A 19,682-nucleotide genomic window follows, 5' to 3' on the forward strand; every position below is an offset into this window, starting at 1 on the left:
CAGTAAATATCAAGGTTTCAAGGAATACGGCCCAGAAAGCGCGAAGCTGGGGTCGGCCCGCCGGCAAGGGGATAAGTTCCCCTGGGAGGCAGTAGGCACTGCGGATTTAAAAGTCGTTTATAGAAAACAGATACCTTTAAAACTGTGGGACAGCAGTGCCCGGCTGAGGCTCTTTCCAGCCTCAGAAATTATTGCGTTTGAATTTCTGCAGCTGTCCAACAATACCACTGCGGAAGCTGAGTACGCAGATAACAAATACCGCGCCCATAATGATGTGCAGGTAGTTACCCAGCTCACCACCTGACAGGTAGTTTTGCATGGTCACCACCAGTGCCGCACCAGCTAACGGCCCGAACAGGGTGCCGACACCACCGACCAGTGTCATCAGGATGACCTCGCCAGACATATGCCAGTGCACGTCGGTCAGCGACGCCAGCTCAAACACCAGACTCTTGGTACCACCGGCCAGTGCAGCCAGCGCAGCAGAAATAACAAATGCCAGCCATTTGTATTTTTCCACATCGTAGCCGAGCGATATGGCACGCGGTTCATTCTCGCGGATGGCTTTCAGAACCTGACCAAACGGCGAATGAATGGTGCGGTTAATCAGCCAGAAGCCAAAGCAGAAAATGGCCAGCACCAGGTAATACATCACGGTGTTATTGCTGAGATCAATCAGGCCGAACAGTGCCCGGCGCGGAATCCCCTGCATACCATCTTCGCCACCGGTAAAAGGTGCCTGCAGGTAGATAAAGAAGGTCAACTGTGCCAGCGCCAGCGTTACCATAGCGAAATAAATACCTTCGCGTTTAACTGCCAGCTTGCCATACACAGCACCGAGTAACGCCCCGGCCAGCGTACCGGCAATAATCGCAAGTTCTGGTGTCAGACCGGAGTTCAGCATCAGCCAGCCGGTAACATAGCCGCCGGTGCCAAGAAAAGCAGCATGACCAAAGGACAGAATGCCAACGAAACCCAGCAGCAGGTTAAAGGCCGCAGCAAACAAGGCAAAGCACAGCAGTTTAGCGAGGAATACCGGGTACACCGCCAGCGGCGCAAGCAGGCCGATAGCCAGCAGAGCAATCAACAGTTTGCGATTTATCATGTTACGCCTCCTTCCCGAATAAGCCGGACGGTTTAATCATCAGTACGATGACCATCACCACAAAAATCACGGTGCTGGATGCCTGTGGATAAAAGTATTTGGTCAGGCCTTCGATCACACCCATGGCCAGGCCGGTAATAATCGCACCGCCAATCGAGCCCATACCACCGATCACCACAATGGCGAATACCACGATCAGAATATTGGAGCCCATATCCGGCGAGACCGAGTACACCGGCGCTGCCAGTACCCCAGCCAGACCTGCCAGCGCCACACCAAAGCCGAAGGTGAGGGTGATAATCAGTGGTACGTTGACGCCAAAGGCCTGCAGTAACTGCGGATTTTCGGTGCCGGCACGCAGATACGCACCGAGTTTGGTTTTCTCAATTGCCCACCAGGTCAGGCCGCAGACAACGACCGACACGGCGATAATCCAGGCACGGTAATTGGGCAGATACATAAACGGCAGGCGGGTGCCGCCTTTCAGTGCCTCTGGTGTCGGGTAGGATAAACCGGAAGAACCGAATAAGTGGGTAAATATGCCCTGCAGCATCAGTGCCAGACCAAAGGTCAGCAGCAGGCTGTACAGGTGATCCTGATTGGCGATCGGCCGAATCAGAAATACCTGAATCAGCATGCCGAAAATACCCACCATAATGGGTACAAAAATCAGTGCCTGCCAGTAACTGAGTGACAGGTATTTCAGTCCGAGCAGGGCTGCAAATGCACCAACCATGTACAACGCGCCCTGGGCGAAGTTAATAATGCGCAGCAGACCAAAAATAATGGCCAGCCCAAGGCTCAGTAGCGCATAAAAAGAACCGTTAATCAGACCAACCAGTAGCTGGCCGGAAAGAGCAAAGAAATTAATATCGAGAAGTCCGGACATAACACATCAACCATTCAGAAACCGGAAAGAAAAAAGGGGGCACATACGTGCCCCAAAGAGGTCTTTCATCGGGAAAAATTGCATTCGTCCAGCATAGGGTTATAGGCTTCGCTGCCCGGAATGACCTTCAGAACCTTGTAGATGTCATCCTCATCTTTGCGCTCAGCAGGTTTTTTGATCTGCACCAGCAGCATGTCGTGCACCATACGGCCATCGCCACGGAACTCGGCATTAACGGCGAAGAAGTCATTCGGCTTAGTTGTCTTCATCTGCTTCATTACCACATCAGCATCATCGGTACCGGCTTTCTGTACCGCATTCAGGTAATGCATGGTTGCCGAGTAAGCGCCAGCGTGGGCCATGGATGGAATTTCGCCGTGTTTTTCCTTAAAGCGTTTGCTCCAGGCACGGGTTTCGTCATTCAGATCCCAGTAAAAACCGGTGGTCAGTTTCATGCCGCCAGCAACGTTGCCGTCCATTGCTTTGGTGTTTTGCGAAAACACCAGCAGGCCGGCGATATCCATGCTTTCGGTCAGACCAAATTCGGTAGCGGCGTTCAGCGCATTAACGGTGTCGTTACCGGCGTTGGCCAGTGCCACCACATCGGCACCGGATGCCTGAGCCTGCAGAACATAGGAGGAGAAATCTGTGGTACCCAGAGGCGCGCGTACGCTGCCGACCACTTCACCGCCATTGGCTTTAATGACATTGCTGGACACAGTTTCCAGCGCATGACCAAAGGCATAATCGGCGGTGATAAAGAACCATTTTTTCTTACCTTCACCGACCATGGTTTTCACCGTGCCGTTAGCCAGTGCCACCACGTTATAAGTCCAGTGAGCGATGTAAGGCGAACAGGCTTTGGTGGTAAAGCCGTTGGACGCCGAACCAGTAATAAGCGCAATGTTTTTGCTGTTGTTGGTTACCTGAGTCACAGCACCGGTCACGGCGGAAGATACCAGGCCGCCGATGGTATCGACGTCTTCACTTTCTACCCAGCGACGGGCAATGGCTGAGGCAATATCCGGTTTCAACTGGGAGTCGGCACTGATCAGCTCAATCGGCTTATTCAGTACTTTGCCGCCGAAGTCATCAATCGCCATCTGGGTGGCAACGACACAGCCAGGGCCACAGATATCAGCATAGGTACCACTCATATCGGCCAGTACACCGATTTTAACTTTGCCATCAGTGGTTGCCATGGCCGCACTGGCCAGAGTGCCTGCGATCGCAGCGGTAAGGATTTGTTTTTTTAATGTCATCGTGTTTGCTCCGCGTGAGTGTGCGTCGTTATCCGGCTGATTTCCCAGTGAAATCAGACACCCAGATAGGAATTAAGAAGTTCGGTTTTTTGCTGCAGTTCGCTGGCGGCAATTTCTTCAACGATATGGCCGTGTTCCATCACGTAATGACGGTCGGCAATCGGTGCGGCAAAGCGAAAATTCTGTTCAACCAGCAGAATGGTTAAGCCGCGTTGTTTCAGTTGCACCAGCACTTCGGCCAGTTTCTGCACAATCACCGGTGCCAGGCCTTCGGTAATTTCATCCAGCAGCAGAATGTTGGCGCCACTGCGCAGAATGCGCGCCAGTGCCAGCATTTGCTGTTCGCCGCCAGAGAGGCGGGTGCCCTGGCTGTTACGGCGTTCCAGCAGGTTGGGGAACATCTGATAGATTTCTTCCACCGACATGCCATCGGAGCGCACAGTGGGCGGCAGCATCAGGTTTTCTTCCACGCTGAGGCTGGAAAAAATGCCGCGTTCTTCCGGGCAGAAACCAACCCCCAGATGGGCAATGCGGTGCGCCTGCATCGGCATGGTGTCGCTGCCGTTGACGACAATCTGACCACTGCGTTTGCCGACCATGTTCATAATGGCTTTCAGTGTGGTGGAACGACCGGAGCCGTTACGTCCGAGCAGGGTGACCAGTTCGCCCTGCATTAACGTCAGGTCGATACCGTGCAGAATGTGCGACTCACCATAAAAGGCATGCAGGTTATTAATGCGGATTTTTTCGCGATGGCTGGCATTCATGATGCAACCTCCACAGCGTCGGCTTCCGAGCCCATATAGGCTTCACGTACCTGGGGATCGGCCGATACCGTGGCGTAATCGCCTTCGGTAAGAATGGCACCGCGCTGTAATACCGTGATCTGGTCGGCCAGTTTCGATACAACGTGCAGGTTGTGCTCCACCATCAGAATGGTGCGGTTAGCCGATACCTGCTTTATCAGTTCGGCGATCATGCCGACGTCTTCGTGGCCCATGCCCTGGGTCGGTTCATCGAGCAGCATCAGCTCCGGTTCCAGTGCCAGGGTGGTGGCAATTTCCAGTGCGCGTTTGCGGCCGTAGGGCAGGTCGACGGTGACGCTGTGGGCAAAGGACTCCAGCCCTACCGATTTCAGTAACTCCAGGGCGCGATCATTCAGGTGCTCAAGCACTTTGTCAGAACGCCAGAAATGGAAGCTGTTGCCTTCTTGGCGCTGCAGGGCAATGCGTACATTTTCCAGCACACTCAGATGAGGAAATACGGCTGAAATCTGGAATGAACGGATAATGCCTTTATTGGCAATCGCTGCCGGTTTCAGTGGCGTAATATCCTGGCCGTTAAATAAAATCTGGCCGGAAGTTGGCTGCAGGAATTTGGTCAGCAGATTAAATACGGTGGTTTTTCCCGCGCCGTTGGGGCCGATTAAGGCGTGAATATCACCGCGGCGAATATTCAGGTTGACGTCATCGACGGCAATGAAACCTTTAAAGCCTTTGGTCAGATTTCTCGTTTCGAGAATGTGATCCTGCGTCATAGTCCGCTCTCTGTAATACTTTAACCAGCGCCCCAATAGCGCGCTGTGTTGTTGTTATTACAGCCAGACTAGCGATAAAACCTTGCAGGATTTTCAGCCAATTGCACCGAAATCTTGCAGCACGCAGATTTCGGGGTAGCCATTGGTCGAAGGCGCTTCAGGCCTTGTGCTGTTCGTGCTGCCAGTGTACGTCGGCAGCCAGCATATAGCCGGAGCCGTACACGGTTTTGATCAGCTTCGGCTTTTTCGGGTCGTCGCCCAGTTTTTTGCGCAGACGTGACATGCGCGAATCGATGCTGCGATCGTATGCAATGTCCTGATCACCGAGCAGGCGTTCGCGCGATACGATTTGTTGCGGTGCCTGTAGTAGTGTCATCAGCAAGCGCCCTTCGGCGGTGCTGAGATCTTCACGGCTGCCGTCCGGGCTGGTCAGACCCAGAGTCGCGCTGTTGAACTGCCAGTTGGCAAAACGGGCAACCGTGGGGGCTTCCTGACTGACAGGTTCGCTGTGTTTATTCAGGCGTCTTAACAGGCTGTGAATACGTGCGGTCAGTTCGCGTGGTTCAAATGGTTTGGTCAGGTAATCATCGGCCCCCAGTTCCAGTCCGAGAATGCGGTCTGGCAGTCCTCCGCGTCCGGATAAGATAAGAATACCGGCATCGGTGGTGTCGCTCAGTTGGCGTACCAGTGCAGTGCCATCCATATCCGGGAGGCCGAGGTCGACCACGCAGATATCCGGCGTGCTGTCTTTAATGGCCGTGAGTATCTGCTGCGCGCTGTGAAAGGTGCGGGTACTGAAGCCAAAGCTGTTGAGTTCTGCGGCAATCAGCGCGCAGATATCCTGCTCATCATCAACAATATAAATCAGTCCTTTATTGCTCATTCTGTTCTCCTGATTGTGGCTCATGGCTCAGGTGTTGTAATGCGCTGGCCAGTGCCTCGCAGGTAAAGGGTTTACGCAGCAGCGGTATTGTGGCGTCGTCACTGCTGTAATCCGGATTGCCGCTGATCAGCAGGGTAAAGCCCTGTGGTTTGCCCTGCTTAAACAGGTGCGCCAGTTCAAAGCCGCTGAGTTTGCCCGGCATATCAATGTCGCTGACCAGACCATCAATGGCATCGACGCTGGCAATTAATTGTTGCGCCTCGTCGGCATCGCTGGCGTCCAGCACGCGAAAACCCAGATCGGTTAACTGATGGCGGATTAGTTCGCGCAGGTCGTCTTCGTCTTCTGCCAGCAGAATCAGTTGCCCGCCGCCGAAATCCATGGTCGGTTCCGGTTGCTGCTGGCTGCTTGTGGATAATTCATTTTTTGCTGGTATTGAATCGGCCGGTAGCAAAATCTGCACACAGGCCCCACCTTGTGCACGATTGCTCAGCTGAATATAGCCGCGCGACTGTTTAATAAAACCGTACACCATACTCAGACCCAGACCGGAGCCTTTGCCGCGGCTTTTGGTGGTGAAGAATGGCTCGTAAGCCTGATTCAGTGCCTCGGCGGAAAAGCCACTGCCGCTGTCTTCCACGCTGATTTCAATGTAGTCACCGGGCGCTACCTGTTCGTCCAGGCGCAGATAACTGATGCTGCGCTGACTGACGCTAAAGCTGATATCACCGCCATCGGGCATCGCATCACGGGCGTTCAGTGCCAGGTTTACCAGCGCATTTTCCAGTTGCGCAACGTCAACGAACAGTGGCTGATGAGTGTCGACCTGGTAGTGCAGCTGAATATTTTTTGGCAGCGAACTGCTGATCAGATCGATACAGTCTTTCATTAATTGTTCGAGGTCGGTGTTGCCGGGCGTCAGCTGCTGGTTACGGGAAAAGGTCAGCAGGCGTGAGGTTAATTCGGCACCGCGCTGAGTAGCGCGAATGGCCGGTGCAATAAAAGCCTGCTGTGTATCATCGTGCTGCTGGCGTTCGCGCAGTACCATCAGATTGCCCTGAATAATTGACAGCAGGTTATTAAAATCGTGCGCCAGACCACCGGCCAGTTGTCCGGCGGCACTCATGCGCTGGGCTTCCATTAAGCGGCGTTCGGCTTCTTTTTCGTTAGTAATATCCATCGACAGATTCAGCAGGCCGATCACTTCACCATCGCTGTTCAGGTCCGGCAGCAATAAACGGCGGGTGATGATCTCGCGGCCGTGCAGCTGGAAGCGATATTCATAATGCACTTCTTCACCGGCCAGACAACGATCCACTTCCTGTTGAATATCGCGCAGCATATGCGGTGATAAATCCGCCAGACGCTTGCCGGTTACCTGGCTTTTGTCGCCACCAAATAAATCGGCGTAGCCCTGGTTAACGAAAATATACGTCAGCTGGTTATCGAGGTAGGCAATCTGCGCGGGCAGGGCATCCAGAATCAGACGCTGGCGTTCTTCCATCTGTGCCAGTTCTTCGGTGCGCTCACGTACGCGGCGGTCGAGGTTGGTGATGTTGCGCCGCAGCTGGCGCACCATGGTATCGAATACATGGGCCAGCGTGCCGACTTCATCGTCACGCCGGATGCCGCTTTCGGCACGCAGGTCGCCATTGTTCACGCGCTCGGCGGTTAACGCCAGCTGTTTGATCGGCTGTACGATACGGTTAACAAACAGAATGCCGAGCACCGCCGCGAGCATGATTGAGAACAAACCAATGGCCAGAATACGCTGGCCCAGTTGCAGAGAACTGCGCTGCAGTTCATCAACATACACCGACGAGCAGATATACCAGTCGAAGCCTTGCAGCGAACGTACAACGGATATTTTCTCGTAAATATAATTACCCGGATCACTCGGCCGGTCCCAAAGATAATGCAGTTCTTTATTGCTGTCGGAAACTTCGATCAGTTCTTCCAGAATTGGCCGCCCGGAGGCGGGGTCGATCAGATCCAGAGCGTTGGTGTCATCGATGTTGGCGTTGGGGTGGGCGATCATGTGGCCGCTTTTATCAAAGATAAACAGGTAGCCGGATTTCGCCACGCGAATGTCGTTCATGGCTTCGCGCATGGTGTCGATGGCACGCTGACGCCGTTGCTGGATTTCGCTTTCCAGATCATCCAGATACAAGCCGGTACCAATCAGGAAACCCCACTGCGGGAAGTATTTCAGGTACGACAATTTATCAATGGGTTCACCTTCATCCAGTCGTTGCCAGCGATACTCATAAAAGCCGTCACCGGCTTCGATGGCTTCCAGCACCATATTTTCCAGCACGACAGCGCGGGCCTGATCGGGTACGTCTTTTAGCGGCCTGCCACTGAAGGTCGGATCGGGGTGGGATAACAGCATGGTGTTTTTGTCGGCCACCCACAGGTAACCATCGCGGCCATAACGGAACGACTGCAGATCGCGCAGAATGTCGTTCAGTGCGCTTTGCTGGCTAAGGCCCTGGCGTACAGCCAGCTGCAGACGATTGTGGATATGGGCTTCGGCCATATCAATGACGTTACGTAAGCGTTCTTTGTGCGAATCGACTGCCTGCTGACGGTAGCCTTCCATATTGGCGTACATTTTATTCGCCAGCTGAAAGACATTATTCAGTGCCAGCCGCGCCGAGTTTTTTTCGATGGCGTACACCTCATTCTGCACCAGCGGCACGGAATAGAAGTACACGGTAATAAAAATTACCGCGACGATCATCATAATGACCCCGAAGAACCGGGTAACCAGGCGAGTGCTTTTCATGCCGCCGTCCGCGCTGCAGAAACTACCCTGCAGTCTATCCGCACAACTGCTTAAACCGTCTGCTGCTTTGGTCGGGTGGACGCGCCGCTAAGAGATAGGGTCGGGAAAGGGATGGCGTGGTTAAGGTGAGCACCCCTGCTCACAGGAGCAGGGGGCTGAGGTGCGACAGGTTCAGGGGGCGATCTTCTTCTTAAGAGCGCGGGTCAGTGACAGCGGCAGGCTTGGCAGCGAGCGCAGAACCCACGGCAGTACCTTGCGCTTAACGCCGTTCATCGACTCCGGCACCATGGCTTCAATCAGATGTGGCCCCGGGTGAGACAGTGCGTATTCCAGCGCCTTATTGAACTCTTCGGCGGTGGATACGCGCACACCATGCACGCCCATCCCCTGCGCCAGCTGGGCAAAGTTCAGCACCGGGCCGTTGAGGTCGAGCTGAGACTTGGCTTTCGGGCCAACTTCTTCTGCGCCGACGCGTTCCAGTTCGATGTTCAGCACCGAGTAGGACTGGTTGTTGAAGATAATGGAGGTGACGTTCAGCTGTTCACGCGCCATGGTCCACAGTGCCTGGTTGGTGTACATGGCGGTGCCGTCACCGATCAGAGCCACCACCGGGCGCTCAGGGCAGGCAATCGCTGCACCAATGGCGTTGGGCAGACCCTGGCCAATGGCACCACCGGTGAGGGTGATCATGTCGTGGCGCGGGCTACCTGCGGTGAGCGCGTTAAGCATCAGACCAGAGGTAATGGCTTCGTCAACGATAATGGCGTCTTCCGGCAAATAATGGCCCACGGCCTTGCAGACTTTCGGTGCGGTTAAGCGGCCACGGGGTGCACCCGGACGCTGAGCCGGCTGTAATTCTGGCTGGGCATTACTGGCTCCCAGCGCGGCAGCCAGTTTTTCCAGGCTGGCGGCGGCATCCTGTTCAGGCGTAGACAGGGTATGAACCGTACAACCATCCGGAACCAGATAGCTTTGCTTACCCGGATAGGCGAAGAAAGACACCGGTGCTTTACAGTCGACCAGAATCAGGTGCTCGATATCCGCCAGCTGTACGCCGGCCAGTTCGGCCAGATAGGCAATACGCTCTACCGGTGGCAGGCCTGCGCCGCGTTCAATCCGGGTCGGGAAGCATTCGCCGAACAGCTTCACCTTGCTATGAGCAGCGATACGGCCAGCAGCCTGCAGCGACGGTTCACGCAAGCCATGCCCGCCGAGCAGGATGGCGGTTTTCTTACCCGACTGAATGGCACTGACCACCGCAGCAACAGCACTGTCATCGGCTACCTGTGCGGGGGCCTGCTGTGGCATGGCGCACGGTACACCGCCTTCACCCCAGGAAACATCCGCAGGCAGAATCAGCGTAGCCACCTGGCCCGGCAGGCCTTTGGCAGTAACGATGGCTTCGACGGCATCCTGGCACAGGGCTTCCGTGCTTTGCGAGGTGCGCACAAAACCCGGTGATACGTTACGGGCTACGGTTTCGATATCCGATTGCAACTGGGCGTCGTATTTCACATGGTAAGTGGCATGGTCGCCGACGATATTCACCACCGGCACTTTACCTTTACGGGCATTGTGCAGGTTGGCCAGACCGTTACCCAGGCCACAGCCTAAGTGCAGCAGGGTGGCAGCAGGTTTGTCCGCCATGCGCGCGTAACCATCGGCGGCACCAGTGGCGACACCTTCAAATAACGCCAGAACTGCGCGCATTTTCGGTTCGCTGTCGAGCGCCGCAACAAAATGCATTTCACTGGTACCGGGGTTGGTGAAGCAGACTTCGATGCCAGCATCCACCAGAGTTTTCATCAGAGCTTGTGCGCCGTTTGGCATTGTTATTCTCCTCGCTCAAACATTCGTTGATGCCGTGGCTTATTCGCCGGCAATAATGGATTTTGCTGCTGCACGGGCAGTCATAATACAGCCCGGCAAAAATGTACCTTCCAGCGAGCGTTTGCCATTACAGCCACCGCCGCCAAAGCCTGCTGCCTCGCCCACACAATACAGCCCTGCAACCGGCTGGTTATTGTGGCCCAGTACGCGGCTGCTTAAATCGGTGCGCAAACCACCCAGGCTCTTACGGGTAATTAACTGCATACGAATAGCAATAAATGGTCCGGCACCTTTTTTCTGTAATGGTGCAGGTTTACAGGTGCGTAAACGGTCTGGCCCCCACTGGCGGGCGTGCAGAATACGGCGAATCTGATCGTCGTTCTCAAGCTTGCTGCCGGCGACAAAGTTGGCGTCAAACGCATCGGCAGTGGCTTGTAACTGTGCTGCATCAATATCGTGAGAGCAGGTTAACGCGTTCATTTTCTCAGCCAGCTCTTGCAGTGTATCGGCGACAATAAAATCGTCGCTTTCACGTGCCATCTGTTTCACCAGGCGGTGGTTGCCGAGCAGCGTTTCCACAACAAAACGCACGAATTGTTTATCGCGAATACGTTGGTTATGTTCAGCACCGGAAATGGCAAATTCTTTAGCGGCTATACGCCAGTTGAGCAGATGCCAGGTCCAGGGTTTTTCCTGCCTGGCAACGCGCTGACACAACCAGTGCGTATCGAAACCGGTGACTAATGGCTCTGGCCCGATACGTTTGCCCTTGTGGTCCAGCCACAGCGCCGACTTACATGGAATGGTGGATAATCCGTGGCCGTCAAAATGCGGATACGGATGAGGGAAACCAGCAGCGTAATTCCACATTTCACCGGCATTAACGATATGGCCACCGAGTTTATCGGCGACTTCGTGATGCAGTTTGCCGTCGGCAAACGGATGCGCGCCATTGAGCATGGTATCCGGCAGGGCCCGGTGCTTCGGCCAGTTAGCGCGGGTTTGCTGATGGTTGCCGTTAATACCGCCGGTGGCGACCACTACGGTGGATGCACTGAAACGGACAGTCTCTCCCGTGGCATCGTTCACACCGATGGCGCCGGTGACTTTGTCGCCGCTCTGTTCCAGGGCGGTAATACTGTGACGGTGTAGCAGGGTTAAACGGTTATCGCGGTTGGCCGCGTGCATGGCGGCAATCAGGGTGCGGGTCAGCTCGCGCGAGGTGCCATATACCACGTGGTAACGTGGCACACTGTTGCCTTCGCCGTACATGCCACGCTCGACCCAGTTAACCGCTGGCATAAACTTAATGCCTTCGTTTTGCAGCCAGTCGTGTACTTCAGTGCGAGAGTTTTCAACATAGTATCTGGCCCAGGCCAGCGAATGCTCATCGCGGGTATCCAGTTCGCCAAAGCTGATCCAGTCTTTCAGCGCACGCTCCGGGTTATCGGGAATGCCCATCTTACGTTGCAGCGGCGTACCAACCAGCGCCATACCACCAAACGCCCACAATGCCAGCCCGCCCAGACGCTCGGGCGTATCGCGGTCGACCAGAGTCACACTCTTACCTGCCCGCAGCAGCTCGACCGCCGTGACAATGCCGGCGATACCGCCGCCAATGATCAGGGCATCCGCTTGAATATGCGTAGACATACCGAATCCTCAGGGTGCTTATTATTGTTATCGCACAGGATAGGGCAGTGTGCCGGGCTTTGGCTTGACCGTAAAGGACGGTGGGTTTGACTCTGGAGGTCGGGGGGATTTCAAAGAGGTTTAGCATCAGTGGCCGGGGGGCTGGTTGAGAACCAGTCCCCAGGTGCTTCGGAGAGAGATCTCTCCCACCGTTTTCTTAGTAGTTCAGGTTCTTGGTTAGATGCCAGCCATCTCCAAATGGGCATGGATAAACCCTTAATAGAACACCGTCCTCGTTGTAAATGATATCTGCTCGGAGCTCAGCTTCAGAGCGACTCTGATAGCTGGCCTTCGCATTTCCGCAACTATCGCAGCAGTCCTCACATTTATGACTGGGCGTTTGTCTGGTTATGGGAGATAAATGCCAGAGCCCACAGGTGTCGCATTGGTATGGCGTCAACTGTTTATGGTGCGTCCTTTCTATATGCTGACAAGCCTCAGTAGCCATGAATTCCGATTGAAAGACACTCAAAGGTTGCTTGGTTTCTTTTCCATAGCAGCTGGAACTCTTCATTGAAATGCCTCCATCACCTACAAGCCCCAGGAACACGACAGGCGCACTCTGAGGGAACATGGCAAGCGTGCTCCGCGCAGCGTGCAGCGCTTAGTGGCGACTTGCTTGGGTATAAGCCAAAGTGCTTTTCATAAAGCTCTATGGTTTGATCGAAGGCAGAAACCAGGTTGGCGTAGTCTTCTTTGCCATAAATGCCAAAGTAGGGGTAATGATCAATAAACCGGCCAAAGAGACTCTGGCAGTCTTCACGATAGGCTTTGGTGTCGAGGATATGGGCGTGCCAGATTTGGTCGACTTGTTTGCTGGGTACTAATGAAATACCAGGGTACAGCTGTTTCAGGTGCAGGAATCGTCGGTACTCCAGCTCTGCTTTATCCCATTCAACTTCGGTCATTTCCGCTTCATGGCCAGTGGTGTACTTATGTCGCAAGCGCGAGAAGTCCAGGCATTGGACTGTAGGTGATAATGATTCAGCGGTGAAGTTTCTGGCGGCAGAACTAAAAGTAGATGTAGTGAGTTTTATCATGTCTTGTTTCCTTTATTGGTAGTTGGAAGACATGATCAATCTATAAAACTGCTTCTGGTTTCAGAAGGGAAGGAGTTGGGGAAAGTAGCGACCTTTTGGGGAAAGTAATCAAAGAATCACCGGGCGATCTCAAAGAGCTCGTCTTTCAGTTCCTTTAGTTTTCCTTGAACGATTGTTAATTCTGCTTTGAATTCATCGGGGGCAATGCCTTCGCCTTTACTGATTTTCTCATGGTACTTGCTCGTGAAGGGGCGTAAATGCTCATTGAACTGATCGTTAGTCAGTGCGTAGTACCTTCTGCATCTGTGCCCATATTGCTTGCTGATTTCTCGGTTCAGGCTAAAAAGGGCGGCCAGGCTTGATAATGCTGAATTTACGTCGCCATAAAGGAAGTCTTGCGTGGCTATGCGTGAGTCGAGTTCGACATACATAGACCAGGCGGCATCTCTGTCGGCAGGCGTATGAATGCCATCTTTCCGATATTCTTCATTGAAAAACTCGAATAATGAGGCAATTCGTTCGTGAGCTCTGGTTTTTCCCTTACTGTACCGGCCTTCATGTTTGTCTAGTTCGTCCTTGTCTGCACCCGAATAGACCTTCTGTCGGTAATATTCATCAAGGAAACTTCTCATACTTGGAAATTGCTCAAGTACAAGCTTTTCGAGAACGTCAAAGGTCGTCTTTTTTTTGCTCACAACTTTCCCCAAATACATGCCACTTTCGCCACTGCTTTCCCTATCTCAGTAACTCTAGTCGTCTTAAAGTGTCTGTACTTTCAAAACGACTTATGAGGAAAAGCAATGGCTAAGAAAATAAAACCTGCCGACAATACTTCGAATATGCAAAATGCTAATAAAGGCACCCCAGGTGTCAATAAGCAGTATTCTCAGGTTCACGGTAATCGCGGCAAGCAACTAAACCCTAATCAGAAAAAGGATTAAGTATTAATCCAGTCGCTAAGGTATTGGAGACTCCAGCTCCTGATATCATGACTGTTGTATCCTGATGGTACGCCACCGTTACTGTACGGTAAGCGCATCATCAGGATATTTCGTTCTCCTCTAAACTTTCTAAACGTGTCCATTTCCCACTGCACCCATAAACTGCTGTGGGTATTGTCACCGATCAATACAACCAGTTTGTCAGAATCCTGTAAGAGTAGCTGGATCTTATCTTGGACCGGCAGAGACGCAGCGTCGGCTGGACTTCTTCTGTTTATATCACCGTATTCGTTCAATATTGCTTCTTCTAAGGACCTGTCGTTGAAACTTAGAGGGTGGTTGGAATTTGATCGAATGGAACGAACGTCGTTAACGTAGCGGTCGTCGTCGTGCTTGTAGCTGATGAATACCTTCTTCATTTGGTCTTCCTTGTTGGATGGGCTGTTGTTCAATGAAAGATGGGTGTGAGGGATGGTGTTTTCAAGTAGTTCTTGGCTTGCTCAGTCGATCATGCTTCTTATAGTTATGTACTATTGGTTTTTATTCGAATGGTTATTATGGCTATTAGAAGCTCCTGATTTACCTTCGAGTGCAGTTGCGCCTCCCAAATGACAATCAAATTCGAACAGAGCACTTAACTCAAATATCAATATTGATGGATGTACTAATATGCACTAAATTGTACTTTTTTGACACTTTTGAAGTTCAATCAATAAGGCATGGTGGAAGGCTGATGGCGGAAGAAATACTGACAATCAAAGAAGTCGCTGGCTTTCTGAAAGTAAACGAGCGCACCGTCTATCGTCTGGCTTCGGCCAAAAAGATACCTGCTTTCAAAGTGGGTAATGCCTGGCGTTTCAAGAAACACGATATTGAAACGTGGATTGTCCAACAAACCAAGGAAACCGGGGGCGGAAAATGATTTCGCCCTATCACGCCAAGTACTACGCAAACGAGCTCACTTGTCTGCATGCTGCTGACAGTGTTGATCGTCTTTCGCAGTCTCTGTTCGATGCAACGGTAGACCTGAACCCTCACCAGATAGAAGCTGCCCTGTTTGCACTGCGTAATCCTCTGCAACAGGGGGTATTGCTTGCTGACGAAGTGGGCTTGGGCAAAACCATTGAAGCGGCACTCGTACTTTGCCAGCACTGGGCCGAACGGCGCAGGCGCTTGGTTATTGTTTGTCCAGCGGCATTACGCAAGCAATGGGCGCAAGAACTGTCCGAAAAGTTCGCTCTTCCCTGTATGGTTCTGGATGCAGCAGCGATAAAGCAATCCGGCCTTTCAGCACAAACCTGTATGTCCAATATGGCAGGGAAGCAGGTTGTGATCATGTCGTATCACTTCGCGGCCAAAATGGCAGACGAGCTGGTTACTGTTCCTTGGGATCTGGTGGTCATCGATGAGGCGCACAAGCTAAGGAATGCCCATCGAGCCAGTAATCGCATGGGCCAAGCCCTTAAGTTGGCGTTTAACGGCCGTCGAAAGGTGTTGCTGACAGCTACCCCGATGCAAAACTCCCTTATGGAACTGTATGGACTTTCCACTTTGCTGGACGAGCATTTATTCGGTGATGAAAAAGCATTCCGGAAACAGTTTCTGCACGGAGAAAGTGATACTGATGAACTGAAAAAGCGCTTAGCGGGCTTTGCCAAACGTACTTTGCGCAGTCAGGTTCTTGAGTATGTTCGTTACACTAAACGGCAGGCCATCACGCAGCCATTCAATCCCACGGATGAAGAACAAGCACTCTACGAGCGCATTTCCGGTTTTTTACAGCGTGAAATTTCCTTTGCATTGCCTAAGCGCCAGCGCCATTTAACTGGTTTGATTCTGCGGAAACTACTGGCATCCAGCCCCTATGCGATCACTGGTACACTAAAAACTATTCTCGAACGTTTACAAAAAAAGCTGAATGGCGATGATCCTTCGGATGAAGACCTGGCAGCCCGGTTGATCGAGCAAGATGATCTTGAAGAGGAGTATCTGGAGGCTCAAGATTCTGATGAACTTTCAGAAGGTGAGAGTGAGGGACAGTCTCAGGCTGTATTGGCTGATGTAGCTAATGAACGTAATGAACGTAATGAAACTAAAGAGCTAGAAGCTGAAATTGCTGAAATTGAGTCTTTCATTCATCAGGCACAAGCATTAACCAAAGATACCAAAGCCGAGGCGCTGATAACGGCATTGGATTTAGGCTTCGCAAAAATGGCCGAGCATAATGGCCCGCGCAAAGCCATTATTTTCACAGAATCCAAGCGAACCCAGCAGTTTCTGGCGGATTACCTGGCCAGCCATGGCTATCAGGATAAAATCGTTACGTTCAGTGGTACCAATGCAGGGGCAGAAACCAATGCCATTTACCAGCGCTGGTTGCAGCAATACGAAGGCAGTGATCGTATTACAGGTTCAGTACAGGTCGACAAGCGTACCGCATTAATTGATGAGTTTCGTGATCATGCTGAGATCATGATTGCTACTGAAGCCGCTGCCGAAGGTGTAAACCTGCAGTTTTGTGCCTTATTGATTAACTACGATTTACCCTGGAACCCTCAGCGTGTAGAGCAACGTATTGGTCGTTGTCACCGTTATGGGCAAAAGCACGATGTTGTCGTTATCAACTTTCTGAATACCCGCAATCAGGCAGATCAGCGCGTGTTGGAACTGCTGACAGAGAAATTTCAGCTGTTCTCCGGCGTATTCGGTGCATCGGATGAAGTGTTAGGACGTATCGAATCCGGTATCGATTTTGAGAAGCGGATTGCCCGCATTTACGATACCTGCCGCAAACCGGAGGACATCGAAAACGCCTTTGCAGCTCTGCAAAAAGAGCTGGAAGCCGATATCAATGACAAGCTCAAACAAACCCAAAGTAAGCTGATTGAGCACTTCGATGAAGATGTGCACGATAAGCTCAAGCTACAACTGGATGCTACACAAGCCCGGTTAGATAAAGTCAGCCGCTGGTTTTGGGGAGTAACTCAGTTTGCACTGGGTGACAAAGCCAGTGCCAAAGCATCTGGCGCAAAAGCTCAATTCGATGAAGCTAACTACAGTTTCTCCCTCATTCAATCACCAATCACTTATGCACCGGTTGGCCGTTATCAGCTGGTACGCGCTCAGCAAAACCAGAAACGTCAGCAAGACTTTATGGCGCATGCCTACCGATTAAACCATCCGCTAGGGGAGTGGGCCTTAGAAACTGCTAAAAACTGCCCGACACCCAACGCAGAAGTGGTGTTTGACTACAGCAACCATGAAACCAAATTGAGTGTGATAGCTGACCTGGTTGGAAAAAGTGGCTGGTTACGTTTGGATAAACTAACGGTCAGCGCGCTCGATACTGTTGAAAATTTATTGTTTTCGGCAATGACCGACGACGGCAAAGCACTGGATCAGGAAGCCACTGAACGGTTGTTTGTTGTACAAGCCAGGCAGGTTACGCAAACAGGATCAGCTGAACCACCTTCAACACTGGCTGATAACCAGAAGCGTCGTATAGAGGCTGCGTTAGCTCAATTTATGGAAGACAACCAGCGCTTATTTGATGCTGAACGGGAAAAGCTGGAACGCTGGGCCGATGACAAACTGCTGGCCAGTGAAGAGGCGTTAAAAGACACCAAAGCCAAAATTGCTCAAATTAAACGCGACGCACGCAAGGCACCTACCCTTGAAGAGCAGTCCGAACTGCAAAATCAGTTGCGCGATCTGGAGCGCCAACAGCGGCGCCAGCGGCAGCAGATCTTTGATGTGGAAGACGAGATCATGGCCAAGCGCGACGAGCTAATTGAAGCATTGCATGAGCGGCTCACACAAACTACTGAAACTGAGCACCTATTCACAGTGCGATGGGCTGTAATCTAATATGGAAAATAGTATTCATTCCCTGCAAAACTTGTTTAAGCTCAGCTTTTTTGCGATTCCGCAATATCAGCGTGCCTACGCATGGGATGCCGATAAACAAGTCGCCACGTTTCTGGATGACTTAAGGCAGCAAGTATTTGCCAGTAAAACCAACCCGGATAAAACCTACTTTCTTGGTACCTTATTGCTGCATGATTCAGGAGCAGACGAGATCCATATTGTCGATGGTCAGCAAAGGTTGACCACTTCTGTAATTTTTATTGCAGCAGCGCTTGCTGTGTATAAAGAGCGCCAAGTATTCAATAGTGAAGTTATAAAGGAAAAAAAATTACGTGAATACTTTATTTATAGCGAAGTCGAAGACAGGCAAAAATTTCAAACCATTAAAGAAGATGATCCGTTTTTCAGATCGCAGGTATTGGGTATCCATTCAGCTGATATCTCGGATGAATCGCCGTCGTCCCGCAGGCTAAAATCAGCATTTGATTTTTTCCTTAAAAACGTTGGTGATGAAGAGTGGGGCGCTTTGCTAGAAACCCTGATCAATGCCCAAGTTATGATTTATGCGGTGAGCACAGCTGCAGATGCGACTCTTATCTTCGAGTTGCAAAATGATCGGGGTAAACGGCTGACGGACCTGGAATCCCTGAAAAGCTATCTGATGCATTTGGTCTATCTAAACGCCAAAAATCCGGATGATTCGCTACGCGAGATCCAAACCCAGTTTTCCAAAATCTACCGATGTGTCGAAAAGCTGGATGCAGTGGCCAAAGCCCCGAGTGAAGATGCTATCTTGGCGTATCATGCTGTGGCCTGGCTAAGCTGGGTGGGTGACGAATGGCGTAACCCGAAAGCACTGATCAAGAAAAATCTGGCAGGAAAATCGGAAAAAGCCGTCACCGACTGGATTCTGACATTTGTTGCAGAACTGCATGAAACCTATAAATCAACATTAAGCATGTTGAGCGAGCTGGATAACTACGCAGCACTTGCCGAACTGTTTGTGCTGGATAGAATGGCAGTTTTTTGGCCTTTGGTACTGAAAACCTATAAAAAAGATAAATCTGCTTATAAGCATAAATTCCATCTGGCCTGCCGCTTGATGGAAGTGTATGCCATGCGAGGATTCGGTATTTCTAATCTTCGAGCTGATGCTGGCTTAAGCACGCTTTATTTAAAGGCAAAAGAGTTCAATGAGGACTTTGACGCGTTATTTTCACATCTCCACTCTATGAGCTATTGGTATGATATCGAGGAGCGATTCCTAGCAGGTTTAGACCGCCCCAATCTTTACAAAATCAATAAGCGTGACACGCGCTATCTGTTATGGCGCTACGAAAACCATCTGCGCAGCCAGCCGGGTAAACAGGTGGGCGCTCTACCGTGGAAGCAGTTTATGTTTCCGGCCAACGATGCATCACGGCTCTCTATCGAGCATATTGCCGCACAGAATAACCCCATCGCTAGCACAGAGGTAGAGTGGAACGAGGGGGACATAAAGCTGTTCAGTGAGGTTGCCTTGCATCGCCTGGGTAACCTGGTGCTGGATTCAAAATCGGCAAATTCATCCAAAGGCAAATACGACTTTACTGACAAACTGGAAAGCCTCAGTAATTACTCCACATTTTTAAGTCAGGGTGAGTTAATCCGCTGGGCGGAGCCGGAAGGCGAGCAGTTGCAGTGGCATATCGAAGCCGTTCAGGCTCGGCATGAGCATATGAAAAGCTATGCAATAAAGGCCTGGAACCCTAACAATTATTACACGCCAAAATCCCCAATGGCGAACGAAGAACAAGAGTTAGATGAAGATCTTTGCATCTGATTCTAAAAAGAGACAATAGGTAATCC

General features: G+C 51.6%; 16 protein-coding genes. 4 read left to right on the forward strand and 12 right to left on the reverse strand.

Annotation, left to right across the window (positions count from 1 at the left end; genetic code table 11):
* Positions 1-181 precede the first annotated feature (181 nt).
* From I9W95_RS13040 to I9W95_RS13090, 11 genes are all read right to left on the reverse strand, one after another.
* Positions 182-1,105, reverse strand: a complete 924-nt coding sequence (locus tag I9W95_RS13040; RefSeq protein WP_225675584.1) for a branched-chain amino acid ABC transporter permease — start codon at positions 1,103-1,105, stop codon at positions 182-184.
* A 1-nt stretch (position 1,106) separates the two neighbouring features.
* A complete protein-coding gene (locus tag I9W95_RS13045; protein ID WP_225675587.1) occupies positions 1,107-1,994 on the reverse strand; it encodes a branched-chain amino acid ABC transporter permease in 888 nt (295 codons plus the stop codon).
* Positions 1,995-2,059: 65 nt separating this feature from the next.
* Positions 2,060-3,256: an ABC transporter substrate-binding protein gene (locus tag I9W95_RS13050; RefSeq protein WP_225675589.1), complete on the reverse strand. Its 1,197-nt coding sequence runs from the start codon at positions 3,254-3,256 to the stop codon at positions 2,060-2,062.
* A gap of 53 nt (positions 3,257-3,309) precedes the next feature.
* Entirely contained in the window at positions 3,310-4,023 is a 714-nt protein-coding gene (locus I9W95_RS13055) for an ABC transporter ATP-binding protein (protein ID WP_225675591.1), read from the reverse strand.
* Positions 4,020-4,793, reverse strand: a complete 774-nt coding sequence (locus I9W95_RS13060; RefSeq protein ID WP_225675593.1) for an ABC transporter ATP-binding protein — start codon at positions 4,791-4,793, stop codon at positions 4,020-4,022. The genes I9W95_RS13055 and I9W95_RS13060 overlap by 4 nt, the downstream gene beginning before the upstream one ends.
* 157 nt (positions 4,794-4,950) lie before the next feature.
* Positions 4,951-5,676, reverse strand: coding sequence for a response regulator transcription factor (locus I9W95_RS13065; RefSeq protein ID WP_225675595.1), 726 nt, complete (start codon positions 5,674-5,676; stop codon positions 4,951-4,953).
* A complete protein-coding gene (locus I9W95_RS13070; RefSeq protein WP_225675597.1) occupies positions 5,666-8,464 on the reverse strand; it encodes a cache domain-containing protein in 2,799 nt (932 codons plus the stop codon). The genes I9W95_RS13065 and I9W95_RS13070 overlap by 11 nt, the downstream gene beginning before the upstream one ends.
* 171 nt (positions 8,465-8,635) lie before the next feature.
* Positions 8,636-10,294 carry an acetolactate synthase large subunit gene (locus I9W95_RS13075; protein WP_225675599.1) on the reverse strand — a complete coding sequence of 553 codons (1,659 nt, stop codon included), beginning with the start codon at positions 10,292-10,294 and terminating at the stop codon, positions 8,636-8,638.
* 39 nt (positions 10,295-10,333) lie between these two features.
* Positions 10,334-11,947 (reverse strand): FAD-dependent oxidoreductase, encoded by a 1,614-nt coding sequence (locus I9W95_RS13080; RefSeq protein ID WP_225675601.1) that lies wholly within the window; start codon positions 11,945-11,947, stop codon positions 10,334-10,336.
* A 566-nt stretch (positions 11,948-12,513) separates the two neighbouring features.
* The gene (locus tag I9W95_RS13085) at positions 12,514-13,026 is read right to left on the reverse strand and encodes a glycine-rich domain-containing protein (RefSeq protein ID WP_225675603.1); all 513 of its coding nucleotides are present in this window, start codon (positions 13,024-13,026) and stop codon (positions 12,514-12,516) included.
* A gap of 116 nt (positions 13,027-13,142) precedes the next feature.
* Entirely contained in the window at positions 13,143-13,721 is a 579-nt protein-coding gene (locus I9W95_RS13090; protein WP_225675605.1) for a hypothetical protein, read from the reverse strand.
* Positions 13,722-13,826: 105 nt separating this feature from the next.
* Here I9W95_RS13090 and I9W95_RS13095 point away from each other — a divergent pair, with 105 nt between their 5' ends.
* Entirely contained in the window at positions 13,827-13,967 is a 141-nt protein-coding gene (locus tag I9W95_RS13095) for a hypothetical protein (RefSeq protein ID WP_225675607.1), read from the forward strand.
* Here the strand turns inward: I9W95_RS13095 and I9W95_RS13100 are convergent.
* Positions 13,964-14,386: a TIR domain-containing protein gene (locus I9W95_RS13100; RefSeq protein ID WP_225675609.1), complete on the reverse strand. Its 423-nt coding sequence runs from the start codon at positions 14,384-14,386 to the stop codon at positions 13,964-13,966. The two genes, I9W95_RS13095 and I9W95_RS13100, sit on opposite strands and share 4 nt — an antisense overlap.
* 314 nt (positions 14,387-14,700) lie before the next feature.
* On the opposite strand from I9W95_RS13100, the gene mads1 reads away from it, so the two are divergent.
* Genes mads1 through I9W95_RS13115 form a run of 3 tightly spaced genes read left to right on the forward strand, consistent with a single transcriptional unit; the run spans position 14,701 to position 19,656 of the window.
* The gene (gene mads1, locus I9W95_RS13105) at positions 14,701-14,889 is read left to right on the forward strand and encodes a methylation-associated defense system helix-turn-helix domain-containing protein MAD1 (RefSeq protein WP_225675611.1); all 189 of its coding nucleotides are present in this window, start codon (positions 14,701-14,703) and stop codon (positions 14,887-14,889) included.
* Positions 14,847-17,834: an SNF2-related protein gene (locus I9W95_RS13110; RefSeq protein WP_225675613.1), complete on the forward strand. Its 2,988-nt coding sequence runs from the start codon at positions 14,847-14,849 to the stop codon at positions 17,832-17,834. Before mads1 ends, I9W95_RS13110 begins: the two co-directional genes overlap by 43 nt.
* Before the next feature lies 1 nt (position 17,835).
* On the forward strand, positions 17,836-19,656 hold the full coding sequence (locus I9W95_RS13115) for a DUF262 domain-containing protein (RefSeq protein ID WP_225675615.1): 1,821 nt from the start codon (positions 17,836-17,838) through the stop codon (positions 19,654-19,656).
* Positions 19,657-19,682 lie beyond the last annotated feature (26 nt).

It is taken from the genome of Thalassolituus marinus, assembly GCF_020320395.1.
Taxonomy (GTDB): Bacteria; Pseudomonadota; Gammaproteobacteria; order Pseudomonadales; family Oceanobacteraceae; genus Venatoribacter; species Venatoribacter marinus.